Source organism: Rhizobium sp. PL01 (assembly GCF_033447125.1).
In the GTDB taxonomy this organism is placed as follows: Bacteria; Pseudomonadota; Alphaproteobacteria; order Rhizobiales; family Rhizobiaceae; genus Pararhizobium.
In genome coordinates this window covers 23,449-44,831 of record NZ_JAWQUM010000004.1, presented here as the reverse complement: position 1 = coordinate 44,831, position 21,383 = coordinate 23,449, and the positions used below count along the sequence as shown (strand labels likewise).

The following is a 21,383-nucleotide window of genomic DNA, read 5'->3' as shown; positions in this document are numbered from 1 at the left end:
TTACACATCGGGCCGTTTCTGGACGAAGGCGACGCGTGGAAGGCCAGCCGCGTCCTCGGCGAATGCCGCAGGCTCATACCCCCGCGTCCGGGCAAGCAGCGCGGCGGCCTGCCGATGCTGCCCTTCGCCGAATTCGAAAGCAAGCCAGCCGCCGGGTTTCAAAAAAGCGAGCGCATCGCGAACGAGACGTTGATGGATGGAGATACCATAGGGGCCGCCGTCGAAGGCCTCGCGCGGCTCGTTGTCGAGAAGATGCGCGCTGTCACCTTCAAGGCGCTGTGTGGAGATGTAGGGAGGATTGCAAACGATCAGGTCGATCTTACTCTCGAGATCCTGATTAGAAAGTCCACCGAAGAGATCGCCTTGGATGACGCTCACACGATCGGAAACCTCGCAACGGGCGGCATTCCGCCTGGCAAGGCTCACTGTCTCGTCGGTGAGATCGCAGGCCCAGAGCCTGGCTTTGGGAAGGTGTGCGGCGAGTGCCAACGCAAGATTTCCGGAGCCACAGCACATGTCGATCACCAGCGGATTTTCGACCCGCCCTTCGATCAGGCCCAGCGACGTGCGGCCCAGAAGTTCGGTTTCCTCTCTCGGAACAAGCACGCCGGGAGCCAGTTCGAGGTCAACGCCCATGAAACGGTGCAGTGGCGCTCCGCTCCTGCCTTCAACACGTGCCTTGCCCATCACACCGCAACTCCAAACTGCAATCCCTAAAGTGCTCTGCAATCATTACAGTATCGAAGTAAACACAAACTGAAATCGATTCTGCAATGGCAAGCGTTAACCTCAATATGAATTCTCCAGCGCCGTAGGAGCGGATTCACGGTGAAATTAACGACCTCTGAGGCGAATGAAAGTATTGTTGGCGAAGTCGTCAAGTGAAACAGGCACGCCCGCAAGAGGAGAGAACCGGCGGTGACAGCGGACGCTTTTCATGCGCCCAAGCAGCGAACGCTAATGTCGATGGTCATGTCCTACATGGCCTCCGGCGGCAGCCTGATCATGAGTTCTGCTGCCCAACTGCTCACCTTCGCCATTCTGGCCCGGTCGCTTGGCGTCACCGAGTTCAGCGTCTTCGTCGCGGTTACGGCGGTTTGCAACATTGCCGTTCATCTCTGCGGGCTTGGCGGCATGGAATGCCTGGTCCGGCGTGTCGCCCGCGATCCTTCGATGTATCCGGTTATGCTCGGCCATAACATCATCCTGACCACCATCAGCGGCGTGGCGCTGGTTCTGCTCGGCCTGGCTGTCCTGCCGTTTTTCTTTGCCCTATCGCCCGATCCGTCGCTCAACCTTCTCGACATGACGCTGATGTTGATCACCAACATCATTTTCGTCCGCATCATTGTCCTGACCGAGCAGATCTTCATCGGTCATTCCAATTTCGTCTCGGCCAACCTGACCGTTGTCGGCTTTGCGGTTGCGCGCACGATCGTCGCAGCGCTTGCCTGTCTTGCGTTCGGAGTTTCAACGGTTGCCGAATGGGCGATCTGGCAGTTTGCCTGCCATGTTCTGGTCGTAGCCTTCTGCATCCGGGCGCTCGCCAAGCTGGGTCGGCCCAAATACGAGATCGTCAGGGAAGAACTGCCGCTCGGCATGTATTTCAGCATACCCTTCATTCTGCGCGCCATCCGCCAGAATGCCGACCTCCTGACATTGAGCCTTGTCACGACGGCTGAGATCGTCGCAAGTTACAGCGTCGCCCGCCGGATTCTCGAAAGCAGCTATCTCTCCGTCGAGGCTTTGAACCGGCTGATGTATCCGGGCTCGGCGCGGGCGGCGGCGAATGGCCTCCATAAGGCGATGGACCGCATCCGCAAGGTGCTCTTTGCCGCAACGGGCATCAGCCTGGCTGCGGCAACGACGGTGTTCGTCCTGGCGCCATTGCTTCCCTACCTGTTCGGCCACGAATATCTGACACTGGTGTCCTTCGTGCGAAGACTCTGCTGGGTCGTCGTGCCGCTTGGCATGTGGTCGATCGCCGTCGAAGCACTGGGCGCTGCCGGCTATCACGCAGCGCGCGCCAGTGTCATGGGTATTGGTAGCATTGTCGGCGCAGCGTTGGCAGCCTGGGCGACATGGTACGCCCCGCCGATGGGAACCGTCGTTTCATTCTACATAATCGAGATTGCAATGGTCGCTGTCGCCTGGGCGGTCTTCTTCCAGTACGCGAAGAAGGATGAGGCAAAAGATGCTGCGGGAGCAGCAGTTACATAAAGACGCTTTAGATTGCTGGCTGGATATCAACCGATACCTGGCAACAAACTGGCGTGACGGAGCCGAATATGAAGAGTGTGATATGACACCCGCTGCGGAAAGTGCACTGAGACAGCCCATCGAACTCTCCGGCACACCTGCCGAGGAGAGCCGAATGCGGCACAGTACAGGTACGGTCCGCGCAATGGAGCGGTCCGACCTGCCGGCTGTCGCCGATCTATTCACCCGCACCTTCCGCAAGAACAGCAAAAAGACGGACGGCCACCTGGCCGGCTACCTCGAAACGGTATTCTTCGGCAGCCCCCTTTACACGCCGGAGGTCGGCAGCCTTGTTCACCTCAACGAAAAATCAAGGATCGACAGCGCCATCCTGGCAATGCCGGTGGAATTCAGCGTTCATGGCCGGCCGGTAACCGCGCGCTTGCTCTGCGCCTTCATGGCCGACGGAAAGTCCGGCGCGGCGGGGGCGGCTCGTCTTGCCCGCATGCTGCGTGCGGCCCGCCAGGATTTCTGCTTCTCCGACAACGCATCACCGGTCAGTGCAGATCATTGGGTTGCCGCAGGCGGACTGGTCCTGCCTATTCAAAGTCTCGAATGGCATCGCACGTTCCGCCCGGCTGCAGCGGCGCTCGATATGGCCCGCCGCAGAGTGAAGCTGCTTACAAGCCTGCCCCTGCAAGGTCTTGCCCGAACAGCAGACCGCCTCGTGCGCCGCTCAAAAACGTCCTTCATCGCCAAGCAGCAAGACGGCGTTGCGAGCGCACCAATTTCGCTACAGCAGTTCATGGCACAGGCGCAGCAGATGATGACGCGCTTCTCCGTCCATCCGGTGTTCTCGAAGGCGGAGTTTGACTGGTTGACGACCGTGGCACAACTGAATGCGTCACTCGGCGAGCTTCAAACGCGGAGCGTCATGGATGCGCAGGGAAAAGTGATCGGCTGCTATCTGTATTTCGGTGCGGATGGCCGCAACGCCGTGGTTATGAACGTCTTCTGCCACGAGCGCCAGGAGGCCCTCGTCACCGCCCAGCTTTTCGCTGATCTCGACAACCTTGGATATGCGATCGCTCAGGGAATGGCGCAGCCTTTCCTGACACAGGCGGTACTGCGTCAGCGCCATCTGGTCCACAAGCATGCCGGCTATTTCTGCCTGGTGACACGCCATGCCGACCTGAAGGAAGCCGCCATCGGCAATGGGTTCTATGCAGGCGGTCTTGCCTCGGAAAACTGGAGCCGGCTGCTTCACGATTTCTAGTTTCGTATACCCCGTATGCGAGTGCTGGTACCGGCATTTTAACGTCCGGTTTACCATAAGCGGCTATTCATGATGTTCACCCGGAGCACGGCGATAGTCTGTACGGGCTTGACGCACGCTGCGGAGACAGAACGGATGTATACGCCGAAGGAGCCGGATCTGCGGCAAGCGATGAAGCGCCCGGAAACGGTTGCACGCTCGCGTCCGCGTCCCGGCTCTCTGCTGGATCTGGTCTCCGACGATAACGATGATTTCCACCCTGCCCACCACCCGTCTGCCGCTGCCGAAAGCGCACGCGCGACATTTTCGCCAAATAGGCAACAGGCGGCAATCGCCGAGCACATCAACGCGCCGTCCACGCCCGTCAAAGGGCAGATCATGGGATATGTCGCGGCCCTTCGCGTCATCGGTCCCGACGATATTTTCCTGTGGCTGAAGGACGGTCTTTTCTGGATCATCAGTGCAACGGTCCTGTGCGTGGCTGCAGCCTTCATCTATGCGATGGTCGCCCAGCCGCGTTACACCGTCTCCACCGACCTCGTCATCGATCCATCCAATCTTCAAGTGGTCAATGACGACGTGTTCGGCTCCAATCCACAGCGCGACTCCCAATTGCTCGAAGTCGAAAGCAAGCTACGGATACTCACGTCGCGCAATGTCCTGACGCGCGTCATCGACAGCATGGACCTGACGCAAGACCCGGAATTCGTGAAGCCCGGCATTTTCGGAGGCTTCAAGGAACTCTTTTCAAGCGCCTCGAAGGACGAGACCCAGCAAGCAAAAATGCTGGGCGCGACACGTGCTCTGGCCGAGCGTGTCGAAGCACGGCGCGAAGAGCGCTCATTCGTCGTGTCTCTCGGCGTCTACACCGACAATCCCGAGAAATCGGTGACACTGTCCGACGCGATCGTCGATGCCTTCGAAAAGGAAATCTTCGAATCCGCCGCCCAAAGCGCGGGCAGGGTTGCAACGACGCTCAACGATCGCCTGGAAGAGCTTCGCCGCAACGTCACCAATGCGGAAGCAAAGGTGGAGGAGTTCAAGCGCCAGAAGGGGCTGCAATCCTCCAACGGCGAACTGGTCAGCTCCCAGCTTGTTGCCGAATTGAACACGCAGGTCCTCACGGCACAACAGCGCTATATCGAGCTGGAAACACGATACAAACAGATGCAGGAGGCAATTTCCACGGGCCGCACTGGTACGGCATCGGTTTTCGCTTCTCCGGCGATGACAGGGCTACGGCAGGATTACGATCAGGCTCTGTTGCAGCTCAATTCCCTGAAATTGACATACGGCACCCGGCATCCGCGGATCACGGCAGCCAATTCCGACCTGTCGACCTTGAAGGCATCCATCAACAACGAAGCCCGGCGGATTGCCGATGCGGCGTTGGGAGACATGAACCAGGCAAAGTCGGCGCTTGCTGCCCTGCAGGGCAAGGCGAACGAACAGCAGACGACCGTGTATATGGACAACGACTCCCAGGTCGAGCTGCGGGATCTGGAGCGTGACGCGCGCGCCAAGGCAGCCCTTTATGAAACGCATCTGACCCGGGCCCAGCAGATTACCGAACAGCAGCAGATCAATACCTCCAATATAAGAGTGATTTCTCGCGCAATGCCGCCGCAATCGCGTAGCTGGCCGCCGCGAACCCTGATCCTCCTTGCTGTCGGTGCATTTGCCGGTATCGCAATCGGTATCGGGCTTGCCCTGTTGTTCGGCATTCTTCGGGCCTTGCGTCACCACCAACCACACGCGAATTGATATGAAGACCGCGTCGCCGGATAATTATGTACTGCCGGATGCGACCGTTATAGAAGCCGGCGGCATTCGCGCCGGTCCCGTCCTGTTCATGGCGATCTTTCTGTTCTTCTGGATTTCCATGACGCCGTTCGTCGATCTGACCGGCGAAGGCATTCTCGACCCGTCGGCCGGTAATTCGAACCGCCTGAACCAGATCGTATCGCTCAGTCTGTTTGCGGGCACGCTCTGCTATGGCTTGCTCCATCCGTTGCGCGCGACAATCCTGCAGCCACGTGTGCTCCTGCTGCCGATGTTCGGCTGGTTCCTGTTCGTGTCGCTGATATCCAACCATCCGATGCTGGGCATCAAAGCGGTCATTCTGACCGTCATGGCGACCATCAACGCTAGCATCTACCTGCTGATGCCGTCATCGGAGAAGCAATTTGCCAAGTTGCTGGCGATCGGTACGCTGATCACGCTGGCCACTGCCTATTATGGCATCGTCTTCAAACCGGAGCTGTCGATCCATCAGCTATCGGAATTGCGTGAGCCGATGAATGCCGGGTTATGGCGCGGTCATTTCCCGCACAAGAACAGCGCCGCCGCTGCCATGGTGGTCGCTACCTTCTTCGGACTTTTCGTCATGAATGCCTGGTCGCGGCTGGCCGGGATTGCCATCGTCGTGCTCTCCGTTGTCTTCCTCCTCCACACCGGTGGGAAAACCTCCAGCGCCATGTTGCCCGGCATCCTGGTCCTTGCCTTTATGTTCGAGCGCATCCGGTTTCTGCGCATTCCCATCGCCGTCGGCGGCGTCGCGCTGTTCAATCTGTTTGCCGTCGGCTCAGCAGTGTTCCGGCCACTCGGCGAGTTCATCACCTCGCTCGGCATCGACGCCACGTTCACCAACCGCGCGGATATCTGGCGTTTCGCCTTCACGGCACTGGCCGAAAATCCGATTACCGGCTACGGCGTCAAGGCATTCTGGCAGACGCCAGAACTGGTCTATGGCGGTGGCGACGTCGAAACCTGGGCGGTCGCTGCCGCAAACGGCCACAACGCCTATCTCGACATCGCTCTGATGACGGGCATCCCCGGCCTCTTCCTGACCGTACTTTGGGTTCTTTTCCTGCCGTTGCGCGACATTTCGCGCCTGCCTCCAGCCATCGAGCATTCGGACCTGACGCGGCTTTTCATCCGGGTCTGGCTCTATGTCATTTTTAATGCCGGTCTTGAAAGCCTATTCTTCGAGGGTGGCAATCTGCTCTGGTTCACCTTCCTCTATTGCCTGTACGGCCTGCGCTTCCAGTCGTCGGCGACGCTGAACGCGGGACGCTTTACACCTGCGGAAAGGCCAGCGGCTCATGCCTGACATTTTCAGTACAATCACCGATATCACCGACCGGCTGAACAACCGGCTGATCTGGCAATTCGCCACCACACGGCGACCGATCCCAACAAAGCGGCCAATTATTTCCTTCACCTTCGATGATGTTCCCGATACAGCCCTGACCAACGGCGCCGCCATTCTGGAGAAGTATGGCGTACGCGGGACGTTCTATATCGCCGGCGGACTGGAAGGGCGCGTAGAGCCCGACCGCCGCCTGATTTCGGCTGACGGCTGTCGTGAGCTGTTTGCACGCGGACACGAAATCGGCTGCCATACATTTTCTCACCGCAAGGTCAGCACCCTGAGCAGCCGGACATTTTCCGGTGATCTCGACCGTAATGAAGCCTTCCTGAGCGACGCCGGGATTTCGCGCAGACCCACCAATTTCGCCTTTCCGTACAATGCCGCATCACCGCGGCTTCGCCACGTTTTGAAAAAACGTTACACGACATGCCGGGCTGCGGGAGAAGCCATCAACCGGGGAACGGTCGATCCCTTCATGCTGAAAGCCGTAGAAATTCGTCAGCCGGAGGACCATGCTCTTGGCCTGACACGATGGATAGACGATGTCGCAGCTGATCCGGGTTGGCTGATTTTCTTCACCCACGATATCGCCGCCACCCCGACCCCCTATGGTTGCCGGCCGGAAACCCTCGAACATCTGGTCTCGCACGCCCGCGACCGTCAATGCGATATTCTCCCAGTCTGCGAGGCCCTGGATCACTTCGGCTGGAAGGAAGCTCACCCTTGACCATCGTCAGCCAGGCAACCGGCAAGCCGACATTGCTGAAGATCAACAACTACTTCTACCGCAGGGGTGGTGCCGAGGCCGTGTTTCTCGATCACATCGCCATGTTCGACAAGGCAGGCTGGAACGTTGTTCCCTTCGCCATGCAGCATGAGTTGAACCCACCGAGCCCATGGTCCGATTATTTCGTTTCGGAGATCGAATACGGCCATGAAACCGGCACGCTCAACAAGATCAAGCAAGTCGCGAAAATCATCTATTCCTTCGAGGCACAACGCAACATCAAGCGCCTGATCGAACGGGTCAATCCTGCGATCGCCCACGCGCACAATGTCTACCATCACCTTTCGCCGGCAATCTTCTCAACGCTGAAATCCGCTGGAATCCCGACGGTCATGACGGTTCACGACCTCAAGCTCGCCTGTCCCTCCTACAAGATGTTGCGCGACGCCAAGGTCTGCGAAGACTGCAAGGGCGGCCGCATCCACAACGTGTTGGTGCATCGCTGTATTAAGGGATCGACCGTGCTGAGCACCGTCGTTCTGGCGGAAACCGCACTGCATCGCAGCCTCGGTCTGTACCGCAACAATCTCGACCGCCTCGTCGTTCCCAGCCGCTTCTACATCGACAAGCTTGTCGAGTGGGGCTGGCCGCGCGAAAAGATGGTCTACATTCCGAATTTCGTAGATGCCGACGCCTTCGAAACGGAGTGGACCGAGGGCGACTATTTCGCTTTCGCCGGCCGTCTTGCACCTGAAAAAGGGATTGATACCCTGATCCGTGCCGCCGCCCTGTCGAAGCAGAAGCTGGTGATTGCGGGTACGGGGCCGGAGGAGGCTGCGCTGAAAGCGCTGGCGCAGACGCTCGAAGCAGATGTCGTGTTCGCCGGCTATCTGTCCGGGACAGCCCTCCATCGGCTGATCGGCGAAGCGAAAGCTCTCGTACTACCATCCGAGTGGTACGAGAACGCGCCGATCAGCGTGCTTGAAGCCTATGCGCTTGAAACGCCGGTCATCGGCGCCAGAATAGGCGGCATCCCCGAAATGATCCTTGAAGGCGAAAGCGGCTTGATGGCCATCCCCGGTAATGCACAGGATCTGGCAGCCGCACTCACTGCGATGGCTTCACGTTCGCCGCAAGAGCGGCGCCAGATGGGCCGGAAAGCGCGGGAATGGATCGCAGTGGAGTTCTCCTCTTCCGCCTATCTGCGGCGAACGTCAGAGCTTTATAGCAACCTCGGCGCGTCGCTGCCGATCCCGACGCGCTCGTCAGCACACTCAAATTGATACACTTTTCCGGCCTGCAACTCATAATTTCAGCCGATCTCTACAATTTTAACGGTTATCTTTCCGCGATTTCAGCCGTTCACAGCTAACCATATCCCAAGGAACCAGGGATGTGGAACTATGAGCAACGAGCCGCGTGCTTCCAGGACGGCAAACTCTCAGCCCGAACAAACAAGTGCCGAGAGCGGCCTGGGCAATATTAGCGACGGTGTGCGAAACGCGGCGGCGGACGCTCCTCCGGAGACGTCTCCAGACATCGCGCGCGCATCGCAAGCGGAGCGCATCACGGTTGTGCCCGTTCCTCCGTTGAGCGAAACCTCACTTTTTGAAACAGCTGAAACGTTCGAGAATGCCGATGCTCGCCCCTATGTCATCATGCTGGGCAGCAGGGGCATCCCCAATGTCCAGGGTGGTGTCGAGAAGCATATCGAGATGATCGGTACCGAACTTGTCCGGATGGGCTGGGACGTCGACGTTATCGGCCGGCGCCGGTATCTGCCAAACGCTTCGGAAAATATTTGGAACGGCATTCGGGTCATCCCCCTATGGGCCCCGAAAATGATGATCCTGGAGGCTATCGGACATAGTGTCGCCGGGGTTTTGTTTGCCGCGAGAAAAAGGCCTGATATTCTGCACATTCATGCCGTTGGCCCGGCACTGGTTGCGCCGCTGGCCCGTCTTTTCGGCCTCAAGGTCATCATCACCCACCATGGCTACGACTACGAGCGCCAGAAATGGGGCCGGTTTGCCAGGCGCATCCTCAAGATGGGTGAATCATTCGGGATGTACACCTCCAACGGGCGCATTGCGATCTCGCAAGAAATCGTTCGCGCCATGCGGCAAGAGTATGGTGTCGCCGTTGATTTCGTGCCGAACGGCGTTTCGGTGCAACCGAAGATTACGTCCAACGATACCCTCACGGCTTTCGGCCTGACACCCCGCCGATACATCGTCATGATGGCCCGCCTTGTTCCCGAAAAGCGCCAGCACGATCTGATTCTCGCCTTTGCTAAGGCCAACAGGCCCGAGAAACTGGTGATCGTCGGCGGCGCGGATCATGAAACCGAATACTCGGCCTATGTGAAGACATTGGCAGCCGAAACGCCTTCTGTGGTCATGACCGGTTTTCAAACCGGAGCCGCACTTGCCGAGCTTTACAGCAATGCGTCCCTGTTCGTGCTGCCGTCAAGCCATGAAGGAATGCCGATCGCGCTGCTGGAGGCTCTCAGCTACGGCCTGCCGGTCCTTGCCAGCGACATCGCCGCCAATCGTGAATTCAAGCTTGCCCCCACCGACTATTTTCCCGTCGGTGATGTCGATGCGCTGGCCGTCGCTCTCGGGCGCAAATTGTCCAGTCCATTCGACGAAGGCGGAACGGACGAGCTGATAAACCAGATCCAGACGGACTACAGCTGGACGAAAGTCACCGAGCGCACGCAGGACGTCTATCGCTCCGTGCTGCACCGTCCAAAAAAACACCAGCTTGATCGGCGCAATCAACCGAACTTAAAGCTGTTGAACGGCATCATGAGCGGACGCACCGCAGCCATGTCGAACACCACGCCAGCGACCCTTCGCTCCAACCAGGAGGTCATTTTGGGTGTATCCATCATCATAAAGACCTTGAACGAGGAAAAGCGTGTTGCCGCGACCATCGAAAGCGCGATGGCAGCACTTCCGGGCGGTATCGGTGAGGTCATCATCGCCGACAGCGGTTCCAAGGATCGCACTGTCGAGATCGCATCCCGCTACCCGGTCACCATCGTGCAGATCGCCCCACCGGCGCAGCCGAGCTGTGGGATCGGGCCGCAACTCGGCTTCCAGTATTCGGCCTTCGGCCACATCTGCCTGCTTGACGGCGACATGATCCTCGATCCGGAATTCCTGCCGGAAGCGCTCCGGTTTCTCGCGGACAACCCGCATGTCGGTGGCGTTACGGGACATGTGGAGGAAATGCAGACCGCCACCCTCGAATATGCGCGCCGCGTGCAGCGCAATGGCTCGGAGAAGCGTGTCGGCGATATCGACCGGATGAACGGCGGTGGCCTTTATCGGCGCAGCGCCATCGAGAAAGCCGGTTACATCTCCGATCGCAATCTGCATGGCCACGAAGAATTCGACCTTGGGGTCCGGCTGCGCAGTCTGAATTGGCGGCTCCATCGCCTGGACCGGCGCTTCGTCAGCCACTTCGGTCACACATCCAATTCCTTTCGACTTCTGCTCCGGCGTTGGAACAGCAAGTATCTGTTTGGCACCGGAGAGCTTTTGCGCGCCTCGGTCGGCAAACCCTATTTCGGATGCCTGCTCGCCGAACTGCCGGAGCTGAAACTCTGGGCCGCCGTCTATGGCTGGTGGGCACTCTCCATCGCGATGCTACTGTTCTTGCCCGACAAGGGACTGGCTCTCGGACTGGTCCTCGCGCTCCTTGCCGGTATCGTGGCGCTGATGAGCCTGCGCAAGGGCGGGCTGCGCATGGGGCTCTACACCGTCGTCAGCTGGTTTTTTCATGCTGCGGCGCTGCCCGTGGGGTTCCTGCGGCGGCGGCGGCCACCGACTGCGCCCATCGAAAGCCACATCCTCCATAAACCGACGAGAACGGTCGCCGAGCGGGCGTAACCGGGCACAAACACTCTCAGAAAGTTTGCCTCATGATCAACGACACTGTCGAGAAGAACGTTTCGTTCTGGGATCGGATCGTGCATTCCTCATCGGAATATTTCCGGAGAAAGCGCGGCGGCCTGTTCCGCGAGTCCGTACCCAATTTCACTTCGCTCAAGGTCTGCGATGTCGGCGGCTCGCGACACTTCTGGGAAAAACTCGATCCTGCCGATGTTCCTAAGGACCTGACGCTGGTCAATATCCGCGACGACGGCCAAGCGCGCTCCTTCACCGGCTCGTACGGCCATGTCAAGGTCATCGTCTATGACGGCGACCGCCTTCCTTTCGAGGACAAGTCGTTCGATGTGGCGGTGTGCAACTCGGTGATCGAGCACGTGCCGCCGGCCAAACGAGCCAATCTCGTGCGCGAGATCAACCGTGTCTCGAACTACTATTTCATCCAGACGCCAGCCTTCGTGTTCCCCATCGAGCCGCACTTTTTCTGCCCTGCTCTCCACTGGCTGCCGCGCCCCATCGCCCGCCACGCCGTCAGGCTGTCGCCGTGGCGTTTCCTCTCCAAGCCTTCCGAGGAGCATATCCGGGAGTATTTCGAGGAGATTCAGATACTGACGCTGAGGGAGTTCCGCGCTTACACCCCGGAGGCAAAGCTCATCCGCGAGAAGATAGCGGGCCTCACCAAATCCTACATCCTGCACGGCCCGTCGCAGCCCTGAAGCAGCTACAGGGTCATTCAGCGATCGCCGGAAAGGGCGGACCGGCATGAAGAGATTGCTTTCGTTAATAGCCACGGTTCTGGCGCTGGGCGCTGCGACCTCCTGCGCCACCGCCGCCGAAGAATGGCTGCCCGTGCGCGAGGTGTCGCTGGAAATCCAGACCGGCAGCCCGCTCGACTTTTCCGTTTTCCTGCCCAACCCGGCCATCGGGCCGGGGAGCACCAACGGCGCAAGCCAGCGGTTGGCGGTGCGGCAGGACGGCCGTCTCGCCTTTGCGGACACGCCTGATGAACCGGCGCGTCTGCTCTGCGCGTCTCTCGCATGGAGCCCTGCCTCGGGCGGCTTCCCTGATCACGCCGACGCCGACCGCTACGCGTTACAACTCGCGCGCCATGGCTACAACATCGCACGGCTAACCTTCGTTGACGCCTCGCTGATGTCCGGCCGCGGCAAGGATTTCGATTTCGATCCAGACGTCCTCGATCGCATCCACTATCTTCTCGCCGCGCTCAAGCGGAACGGCATTTACTGGATCGTTGACGGCATGACCTCCTGGCGTGGCGCCTATGGCGGCTATGACGACCGCTGGGAGCCCTCAAGCGACCTGAAACTTGCCCTTTATTTCGACGACAAGGCCTTCGACCATTGGCTGGAATTCCAGCGGCGGTTCCTGACGCAGGTCAATCCCTATACCGGCATCGCCCCGATCAACGACGCAGCGCTGACGTTGTTCATTCTCGTCAACGAGAACGGCATCGAATTCGACAGTATCGTGCGGGAGCGGGAAGGAGAGCCGCACTACGACGAGCAGCTGAAGCTGCCCTTCAATGCCTGGCTGAAACAGCGTTACAGATCCACGAACGCACTATCAAAAGTATGGCCGGACCTGAAGTCAGGCGAACAGCTTGAAGATGGCTCGATCGAACTGCCGAGATCGCGTTACGAGGATTCGCCGCGCCTCAAGGATCTGCAGGCCTTCTTCGTTTCCGTTGAGACCGCCTCCGCGGCGCGGATGACGAAGGCCCTGCGTAACCTTGGTTACAAGGGCGAGATCAGCAGTTTCAACAACTGGCCGACGATCCAGACGACGCTGAGCCGCGAGGATCTGCCTGTTATCACGATGAATACCTATCAGGACTGGGTCGGGAGCTATTCGCCCGGCGCGACCATGACGCAGAAAAGCGCGATCGATGATAACGCCGGTTACATGCGCCTGATCGCCGCCGCCCGCTGGCTCGGCAAGCCTTTCGTCGTCAGCGAATATGACCACCTCTTCTGGAACCGCTATCGCTACGAGGCCGGGCTGATGATGCCGGCCTATGCCGCGCAACAGGGTTGGGACGTGCTCTGCCGCCACGCGCATGGCCCGATCATCCTGAAATACAATGAGCCCTATCCCCACAAGAAAGCGATGCTTCCCTATGCCATCGCGCTGGATCCGGTGGCGCGCGCGGGTGAGACGCTCGCAGCACTTCTGTTCCGGCGCGGCGATGTGGCCACCTCGAAACTGACGATCCCTTTTCTTGTGCGGGGCACCGAAGATCTCAACGACGATATGCAGGCACGCGAACCCGAGCGGCTGACCGAACTCGGTCTTATCGGTGCAATCGGCATGACAAAAATGGCCGAGGGCAGCGTGAGTATCGGCCAGCCACGATCTTCCATCGATCCCCAAGCCATCCTCGATGCCGCCAAGGCAGCTGGGCTGTTGGCGAAAGATAACCAGACCGACCTGAAGACCGGCCTTTATGAAAGCGATACCGGCGAACTGCTGCTTGATCGGCTGCGCGGACAATTGCGCGTCTCCACACCGAAAACCGAAGCTATGGCTTTTTCTACGCTGCGAGAACCGGTCAATCTGGGCAGCGTCCGTGTCGAAGCCTCTGATGGCAACGGGCTGCTTGCCGTATCGGTGCTGGACGACGCTAAAAGCATTGCGCAGAGCCGCCGGTTACTGCTGATCTATGCCACCGACGCGCACAACACCGGCATGCAGTTCAGCGACGACGAGGAAAAGGTGATCGCCGATTTCGGCCGCCTCCCGGTTTTGATCCGCAAGGGCTATGTCGATCTGTCGCTGACGCTTGCTGAAGGGGAATGGCGGCTGACGCCGGTCACGCTGAACGGCATCGCCTCAAAGGCTGCCGGTCAGGTGATATCCCCAACCGGCTTCCGTCTTTCCAACGACGCAGCATCAGGGCCGACGACGTTCTTTCTTCTCGAAAGAGGCTGAGAGGGAACCAATCCAGCCGGCAATCGCCGCGCGGATTAGCTCCTCAGACCGGGCGCCTCATGACCGGTGCGCGCCACATATTCCGTGTAGCCGCCGCCATATTCGTGAATGCCGTCCGGGGTCAGTTCCAGAACCCGATTGGACAATGCGCCGAGGAAATGCCGGTCGTGAGAGACGAACAGCATGGTGCCTTCGTACTCAGACAGAGCCCGAATAAGCATTTCCTTGGTGTCCAGATCGAGATGGTTAGTCGGCTCGTCGAGCACCAGCAGGTTGGGCGGGTCGAACAGCATGATTGCCATGACCAGCCGCGCCTTCTCGCCGCCGGACAGAACGCGGCAGCGCTTTTCCACATCGTCACCGGAAAACCCGAAACAGCCGGCCAGCGCCCTGAGCGGGCCTTGCCCGGCGCGCGGAAACTCATGCTCCAGCGTTTCGAAGACAGTGCGCTCGCCGTCGAGCAGATCCATCGCGTGTTGGGCGAAATACCCCATCTTGACGCTGGCACCGAGCGCAACCGTTCCTTGGTCCGGTTCCGTCGATCCGGTCACCAATTTCAGCAACGTGGATTTTCCGGCACCGTTGATACCCATAATGCACCAGCGTTCCTTGCGGCGAACCATGAAGTCCAGTCCTTCATAAATGCTGCGGCTGCCGTAGCTTTTATGAACGTTCTTCAGGTTGATCACGTCTTCGCCTGAGCGCGGCGCCGGCAGGAATTCGAACGCGACGACCTGGCGGCGCTTCGGCGGCTCGACGCGTTCGATCTTGTCGAGCTTCTTCACCCGGCTCTGTACCTGGGCCGCATGCGAGGCGCGCGCCTTGAAGCGCTCGATGAACTTGATTTCCTTGGCGAGCATCGCCTGCTGCCGCTCGAACTGGGCAAGCTGGTGCTTTTCGTTCAATGCCCGCTGCTGCTCGTAGAATTCGTAGTCGCCGGAATAGGTGGTCAAGCCTCCGCCGTCGATCTCGATCAGCTTGGTGACGATCCGGTTCATGAACTCGCGGTCATGCGAGGTCATCAAAAGTGCACCCTCGTAATTCTTCAGAAACTCTTCGAGCCAGATCAGGCTTTCCAGATCCAGATGGTTGCTCGGTTCGTCAAGCAGCATGACGTCGGGACGCATCAAGAGGATGCGGGCAAGCGCCACACGCATCTTCCAGCCACCGGACAGTTTGCCGACATCGCCGTCCATCATTTCCTGCGTGAAGCTCAGGCCAGACAGTACTTCGCGGGCACGGCCGTCCAGTGCATAGCCATCCAGCTCTTCGTAGCGTGCCTGCACCTCGCCGTAGCGTTCGATGATGGCGTCCATCTCGTCCAGCCGGTCGGGATCGACCATGGCGCTTTCGAGTTCGTGCAGTTCGGCAGCAACGGTGCTGACCGGCCCGGCCCCATCCATCACCTCGGCAACGGCGCTACGGCCTTCCATCTCGCCAACATCCTGGTTGAAATAGCCGATGGTGACGCCCTTCTCGACGGCCACCTGGCCTTCGTCGGGCAGCTCCTCACCAGTGATCATCCGGAAGACGGTCGTCTTGCCGGCACCGTTCGGGCCAACGAGACCGACCTTCTCGCCCTTGTTGAGCGCAGCGGAAGCCTCGATGAAGAGAATGCGGTGACTCAGCTGCTTGCTGATATTTTCAATACGGATCATTTGTGCGGTGCCCAAGAAATGTTGCGGCGCCCTTATGCCACGTGTTTCAGGGAATGTCGCAGGTTTTCGACAGGACCGGCCGCGGGTTTTCGAATGGTCTTTTTCGCGGAAATGCCTTCACGATACAGCCGGTGAAGGCTACAGAAGACCAACTGACGCAGATGAAATGGAGTGAGCCATGACCGATACCGTTACCGACCGTTTCCTTCGCTACGTCGTGATCGACACCCAGTCGGATGCAAAATCGGCAACACAACCCTCCACCGAAAAGCAGAAGAACCTCGGCCGTCTGCTGGTCGAGGAGCTGCTGACGATCGGACTTCCGGACGCGCATCTCGACGAGCACGGCTATATCTACGCGACCATTCCGTCGAACGTCGACAAGCCGGTGCCGGTGATCTGCTTCTGCTCGCATATGGATACGGCTCCCGATTTCACCGGTACAAACGTCAAGCCGCAGCTGATCCGCGCCTATGCCGGCGGTGACATCCAGCTCCCGGGCGACCCGCAGCAGATCATCCGCGTTGCCGACCACCCGGCCCTGCGCGACCAGATCGGCAACGATATCATCACCACCGACGGTACGACGTTGCTCGGCGCCGACGACAAGGCCGGACTCGCCGAGATCATGACGGCGGCGCAATTCCTGATCGACAATCCGGATATCAAGCACGGCACCATCAAGCTCCTGTTCACGGTGGACGAGGAGATTGGTCGTGGAGTCGATAAGGTCGACCTGAAAAAACTGGGTGCCGCGTTCGCCTATACGATGGACGGCGAAACGGCTGGCCATATCGAAGACGAGACATTCTCCGCCGATGGCGTCGAGATCACCATCCAGGGTGTTGCCATCCATCCGGGCTTTGCCAAGGGCAAGATGGAAAACGCCATCAAGATCGCCGGCGCCATCATCGATCGCCTGCCGAAACACCTGGCCCCAGAAACGACCGAGGGCAAAGAGGGCTTCGTTCACCCGGTGAGCGTAACCGGCTCGATGGAAAAGGCGGCACTCAGCCTGATCGTCCGGGATTTCGATGACGCGGGTCTGGCGACCAAGGAAGCGATGATCGAGGCAATCATCAAGGATGTCATGCCGGATTATCCTGGCTCATCCTACACATTCGAAGTCAAGCACCAGTACCGCAACATGAAAGTCGTGCTCGATCGCCACCCGGAGATCATGGAAAACGCCGTCGAAGCGATCCGGCGGGCCGGTATGGAACCGGTGCGTGGCAGCATTCGTGGCGGCACCGACGGTTCGCGCCTGTCTTTCATGGGCCTGCCCTGCCCCAACATCTTCGCCGGCGGCCACGCTTTCCATTCGCCACTTGAATGGGTAAGCCGTCAGGACATGGAAAAGGCAGTCAAGACGATTGTCGAGCTGGCAAAGGTCTGGGAAGAGCGCAGCTGACCCTGGAGGGGCACAATCAGTGCTTCCATCCGGCTGCCGTTTTGGTATGACCCGCCTCTTGTCAAAGGAATGAAGATGGCTGCGCGAGATCGCTATTCACGGAAATTGGAATGTTCTCAATGCGGGAATACAGGCTTTGCCGAGGTTTCGGAGGACGATACGCCCAGCCGCAAGACACGGGGATTTGAAATCGACGCTTTGCCCGGCGGCTTCGAAACCGAGTTTGCCTCAAGCAACCCACGCAGGCACATGATCCGCTGCCGCTGCGGTCACAAGTTCAAATTCGAGCAGACGACAGCCTATGCCCCGGGTGGCGAACCAAGATATTGAACTCCGGCATGAGCCGCTTCTTGCAGACCGATTGTCGCCGTCCGGTGAAATAACTCGCTCACCCTGAACAGGCGATCAAACAAAAAGGGCAGGCCCAAGGCCCACCCTTTTCTAAATTACTTTGTCCGGCAACGGCCGGTCTTCGTCGTTTCCTTGTCGCCGTCGTCATAGGCGATGCCGATCTTTTCGCCGGCCAAGGACGCGATGGTTCCCGGATACCAGTCACCAGCGTTCTTGAAATTGCATTCGACCTTCATGCCGATCATCCAGTCGTAGGGGCGGACCTCGTTGAGGCCGACAGTTTCGCGATCACCATCGTCATAGCGGATCGTGATCTTTCCGCCGCCAACCTTTTCGGCAATACCTGGAAACCAGTAGCCTGCGCCCTTGTAGTTTCCGAGCACCCAATCGCCAGCCGTTTGCGCGCTGGCAGCTCCACCACCCAATACAATCATCCCGGCTGCAATAATCATGGAACTATACTTAATCAAAATTTCGTCTCCCGATAAACCGTCCCCAATTGGACCGAGTGACGCAGAATTATGACACGTACGGTGAATGCCAGATGAACCGTGGGACGTCGGGAAGATTGTTGTGTGCGCCATTTTTGGGCGCATAAAATATATGGTCTGAACAACAGCGCACCGTATTTCCGGTGATCGCGTTCCAGGCGTCATGCGTGACCTTAACCCGCTGCGTGGGCTGGTCCAGACCGGCGAGCCTTTTCAAAGCCTTGAGCAAATTGCATCAAGAAATTGACTGGATATTCGACCTTCTCAAACGACAGCTCCAACCACGAGTACCGAAGCTCTTCGTAAACCGCGTGAACCCGCTTTGCGGGCTCACCGGTATGCCGCCGCAAGGCGGCCAGCCCTTATCCGCGCAACGCAGTCAAGGTTATCGCCGGCGCCCATAGATCGGCCGTTCTTACTTGTTGGCCATCAGCCACATCTTGCCGGCCAATGTGATACCGCGCGGATCGACAGCGACGTCGAGGTCAAGATTGCTGCGTTCCAGAAAGCCGAGCTCTTCAAGTTCGTTGAGCGTCGTTGTCGTCAGGAAACGAATCTTCTGCGGACGCTCCTTGAAGCGGTCGGTCTTTGCATAGGTGACCGTGGCGTTTTCGTGCGTCCATTTTTTCGCCGGCTGCGGGAAGAGGTTTCCTTCCTTGGCGAGTTTCAGTCCCCGGATCTGAACCGGTGTCAATTCAAGCGAAATCATATTCTGTCCTTGGTAGAAATGGTGAAAAAGCCATCGGCACGCACCCCGGATTGAGTGGGAACGCCCGTTTGCGAATGTCGCCAATGCGAAATGAAAAGGGCCAAACTGGCCCGCATGCCCTTCCCTACCGCAAGTTTACGGCATTTCCCAGACAAAACTGAAGGGACCTGCACTGCAAAACGATTGGCACCATCTTGGTGCTTCTGTTATCAGCGTCTGAACTTGTTTTAAGAAAGGTCATCCATGAACGCGACACTGTGTCGGGGAACGACTGTGTGACGGAGCGTGAAGACGCGGCTTTTCTGGCGTCCCATGGCTGGTCCGACTTTTTTGCCTCTCAAATCGAGCGGTCTGAATCCGGCCTCATCCCGATGCGCATCGCCGAAGTTCATCGCGCCCGCCTAAGCGCGCTATCCGCCGAAGGCCCGATCAAACTTGTTCTTGCCCATAAAACCAATACCGCCGATTTCGCTGTCGGCGACTGGATACTCGCTGATCGGACGCATCTGCTGGTCCGCAGGCTCGAGCGCAGGACATTGCTGCAGCGCCGGACGGAAGGCAGACATCTCCAGCAGCTTGCCGCAGCCAATGTCGATACACTGTTCATCGTGACCTCCTGCAATGCCGACTTCAGCCCGGCACGGCTTGAACGCTATCTCGCGATGGCCAATCAAGCCGGAACGAACCCTGTGATCGTGCTGACCAAGACGGACATGATCGACGACGCCAGCCCATTCGAGCAGGAGGCAAGGGCACTGCAGCGCGACCTGGAGGTCGTTGCACTGAATGGCCGCTCCGCTGATGCAGCCAATTCGCTTGCGCCATGGTGCGGCGCGGGTCAGACCGTCGCGCTGGTCGGATCGTCCGGTGTCGGCAAATCGACGCTGGTCAACACATTGGCGGGCCTCAGCAAAGAAACTGCGCAGGAAACCGGCGATATCCGCGAAAGCGATGCAAAGGGGCGCCACACCACCACGGCACGATCACTGCACGCCATTGCCGGCGGTGGCTGGGTGATCGACACGCCCGGAATGCGTACTTTGCATGTCAGCGACGTATCCGGCGGCATCGAGACACTTTTTTCCGAAATCACCGATCTTGCCCCGTCCTGCAAGTTTCGCGACTGTACCCACGATCACGAACCCGGCTGCGCCGTTCAAGCTGCCATCAAGGCGGGCACACTGCCTGCGGAGCGGCTGGCCCGTTGGCGCAAACTGCTGGAAGAAAACGTCAGCAATACGCCGGTGCAGACAGGACCACGCGGCAACAAGGTCATTCAGAAGAAGAAATACTGAAGCCGGAAAAGGTACCGGCCTGTCCACGCGACCCCAGTGGTTCGCGATGTTTCGTATGCCAGAACGAATTTTCTACCTGTATCAGTGCACCAAGCCGTATCGACAACGCGGGAGCATTGCTGTATCAGAGTTGATTAATCGATTAATCATCCCTGTTGGATCACATGGCCAACCCGCGCACAGGATCGAACCTCAGCCAGATTGCCGCGACACTCGGCGTGTCTGCCGCAACGGTGTCCAATGCGCTGTCCGGCAAGGGACGTGTCTCGGCTGAGCTTGCAGAAAAGATCCGCGCCACCGCAGCCGAACTCGGCTACACACCGAGCCTGACCGGCCGGGCGCTGCGCACCGGGCGCACCGGCGTTCTTGGCCTGGTGCTCCCCAATATCGCCAATCCCCTGTTCCCGCAGATTGCGCAGGCCATCGAACATGCGGCAAGCCATGCCGGATATGGTGTGCTGATTGCCGACGCCCGCGGCGACGTTGCCTTGCAGACAGATGCTATCAACCGCCTGATCGAACGTGACGTCGATGGCATCGTCATTGTCCCCCGGCTCGGAACCCGCATCGCCGATATTGGCTGTCCGGTCGCCGTCATCGACAGCCCCTCCACTCCCGGCAACACGGTCTCGGCCGATCATTGGCAGGGTGGACAGACCGTCATCGAACATCTGGCCTCGCTTGGGCATCGCAAGTTTCTATTGATCGGCAACAATCCGGCCTCGAACGTTCAGAACGACCGCATAGGCGGCATGAAATCCCGCATTCCCGCAGGCGGTCATGCGGAGGTGTTCTGGATCGAAAAGCATGAGCAGACGCACGGCAAGGGAAGTCTTCTTGGCCTGAAGGAGCAGGTAGAGAGAGGATTTACCGCGTTTGCTGCTGTTTCTGATCTGCCGGCGCTTCGGGCGCTGACCGAATTGCAGCGCGCTGGTATCGGCGTACCCGAGCATGTCAGCGTCACCGGGTTTGACGATCTCGTCTGGTCTTCGGTCGTCACTCCGGGCTTGACTACGGTGCGGATGGACATGGTTGAGATCGCCGACATTGCCATCGCAGCGCTGGTCAGGGTCATCGAGGCCGATACCGCCTCCGGTTTTGATGTCGCCCGCACCGTGACGGGAACGGTCGCGGCAGAACGGTCGAGCGTGCCCATGCAACTGGTGATCCGGCAAACATCGGCACCACCGGCGAATGCCCACATCGCATGACCAAGACCATCGTAAGCCCAACAAACATGAGCCAAGAAACGAGAAGGAGAACG

At 59.0% G+C, this 21,383-nt stretch carries 17 protein-coding genes and 1 pseudogene; 14 read left to right on the top strand and 4 right to left on the bottom strand.

What is annotated here, in order from left to right:
* Positions 1-687, bottom strand: a complete 687-nt coding sequence (locus R6X40_RS10665; RefSeq protein ID WP_318413340.1) for a HemK/PrmC family methyltransferase — start codon at positions 685-687, stop codon at positions 1-3.
* A gap of 279 nt (positions 688-966) precedes the next feature.
* Between R6X40_RS10665 and R6X40_RS10660 the strand changes: the two genes are divergently transcribed.
* The 10 genes and pseudogenes from R6X40_RS10660 to R6X40_RS10615 all read left to right on the top strand — a co-directional run bounded on the left by R6X40_RS10660 (position 967) and on the right by R6X40_RS10615 (position 14,204).
* Entirely contained in the window at positions 967-2,220 is a 1,254-nt protein-coding gene (locus R6X40_RS10660; RefSeq protein ID WP_318414193.1) for a lipopolysaccharide biosynthesis protein, read from the top strand.
* 154 nt (positions 2,221-2,374) lie between these two features.
* Complete coding sequence (locus tag R6X40_RS10655) at positions 2,375-3,475, top strand: GNAT family N-acetyltransferase (protein WP_318413339.1); 1,101 nt, start codon at positions 2,375-2,377, stop codon at positions 3,473-3,475.
* Positions 3,476-3,610: 135 nt separating this feature from the next.
* Entirely contained in the window at positions 3,611-5,239 is a 1,629-nt protein-coding gene (locus R6X40_RS10650; protein WP_318413336.1) for a GumC family protein, read from the top strand.
* A gap of 88 nt (positions 5,240-5,327) precedes the next feature.
* The gene (locus R6X40_RS10645; protein ID WP_318414192.1) at positions 5,328-6,587 is read left to right on the top strand and encodes an O-antigen ligase; all 1,260 of its coding nucleotides are present in this window, start codon (positions 5,328-5,330) and stop codon (positions 6,585-6,587) included.
* Positions 6,580-7,356 carry a polysaccharide deacetylase family protein gene (locus R6X40_RS10640; protein ID WP_318413333.1) on the top strand — a complete coding sequence of 259 codons (777 nt, stop codon included), beginning with the start codon at positions 6,580-6,582 and terminating at the stop codon, positions 7,354-7,356. The genes R6X40_RS10645 and R6X40_RS10640 overlap by 8 nt, the downstream gene beginning before the upstream one ends.
* Positions 7,357-7,358: 2 nt before the next feature.
* On the top strand, positions 7,359-8,639 hold the full coding sequence (locus R6X40_RS10635) for a glycosyltransferase family 4 protein (protein ID WP_412178371.1): 1,281 nt from the start codon (positions 7,359-7,361) through the stop codon (positions 8,637-8,639).
* A gap of 375 nt (positions 8,640-9,014) precedes the next feature.
* Positions 9,015-10,097, top strand: a pseudogene (locus R6X40_RS10630) (glycosyltransferase family 4 protein); the annotation flags it as partial.
* Positions 10,098-10,235: 138 nt separating this feature from the next.
* On the top strand, positions 10,236-11,255 hold the full coding sequence (locus tag R6X40_RS10625) for a glycosyltransferase family A protein (protein ID WP_318414190.1): 1,020 nt from the start codon (positions 10,236-10,238) through the stop codon (positions 11,253-11,255).
* A 32-nt stretch (positions 11,256-11,287) separates the two neighbouring features.
* Complete coding sequence (locus R6X40_RS10620; RefSeq protein ID WP_318413330.1) at positions 11,288-11,971, top strand: class I SAM-dependent methyltransferase; 684 nt, start codon at positions 11,288-11,290, stop codon at positions 11,969-11,971.
* A 46-nt stretch (positions 11,972-12,017) separates the two neighbouring features.
* Complete coding sequence (locus R6X40_RS10615) at positions 12,018-14,204, top strand: glycoside hydrolase (RefSeq protein WP_318413328.1); 2,187 nt, start codon at positions 12,018-12,020, stop codon at positions 14,202-14,204.
* A 35-nt stretch (positions 14,205-14,239) separates the two neighbouring features.
* On the opposite strand, the gene R6X40_RS10610 is transcribed toward R6X40_RS10615, so the two are convergent.
* Positions 14,240-15,862, bottom strand: coding sequence for an ABC-F family ATP-binding cassette domain-containing protein (locus R6X40_RS10610; RefSeq protein WP_318413327.1), 1,623 nt, complete (start codon positions 15,860-15,862; stop codon positions 14,240-14,242).
* 178 nt (positions 15,863-16,040) lie between these two features.
* Between R6X40_RS10610 and pepT the strand changes: the two genes are divergently transcribed.
* Positions 16,041-17,273 carry a peptidase T gene (gene pepT / locus R6X40_RS10605; protein WP_318413326.1) on the top strand — a complete coding sequence of 411 codons (1,233 nt, stop codon included), beginning with the start codon at positions 16,041-16,043 and terminating at the stop codon, positions 17,271-17,273.
* 75 nt (positions 17,274-17,348) lie between these two features.
* The gene (locus R6X40_RS10600; protein ID WP_318414188.1) at positions 17,349-17,603 is read left to right on the top strand and encodes a hypothetical protein; all 255 of its coding nucleotides are present in this window, start codon (positions 17,349-17,351) and stop codon (positions 17,601-17,603) included.
* Positions 17,604-17,719: 116 nt separating this feature from the next.
* On the opposite strand, the gene R6X40_RS10595 is transcribed toward R6X40_RS10600, so the two are convergent.
* Both R6X40_RS10595 and R6X40_RS10590 read right to left on the bottom strand, forming a co-directional pair.
* The gene (locus tag R6X40_RS10595) at positions 17,720-18,076 is read right to left on the bottom strand and encodes a tudor domain-containing protein (RefSeq protein ID WP_318413324.1); all 357 of its coding nucleotides are present in this window, start codon (positions 18,074-18,076) and stop codon (positions 17,720-17,722) included.
* A gap of 454 nt (positions 18,077-18,530) precedes the next feature.
* On the bottom strand, positions 18,531-18,824 hold the full coding sequence (locus tag R6X40_RS10590) for a hypothetical protein (RefSeq protein WP_318413323.1): 294 nt from the start codon (positions 18,822-18,824) through the stop codon (positions 18,531-18,533).
* Between the two features lie 275 nt (positions 18,825-19,099).
* Here R6X40_RS10590 and rsgA point away from each other — a divergent pair, with 275 nt between their 5' ends.
* Both rsgA and R6X40_RS10580 read left to right on the top strand, forming a co-directional pair.
* Entirely contained in the window at positions 19,100-20,119 is a 1,020-nt protein-coding gene (gene rsgA / locus R6X40_RS10585; protein ID WP_318413321.1) for a ribosome small subunit-dependent GTPase A, read from the top strand.
* Positions 20,120-20,283: 164 nt separating this feature from the next.
* Positions 20,284-21,330, top strand: coding sequence for a LacI family DNA-binding transcriptional regulator (locus tag R6X40_RS10580; RefSeq protein WP_318413319.1), 1,047 nt, complete (start codon positions 20,284-20,286; stop codon positions 21,328-21,330).
* The last annotated feature ends 53 nt before the right edge of the window (positions 21,331-21,383 follow it).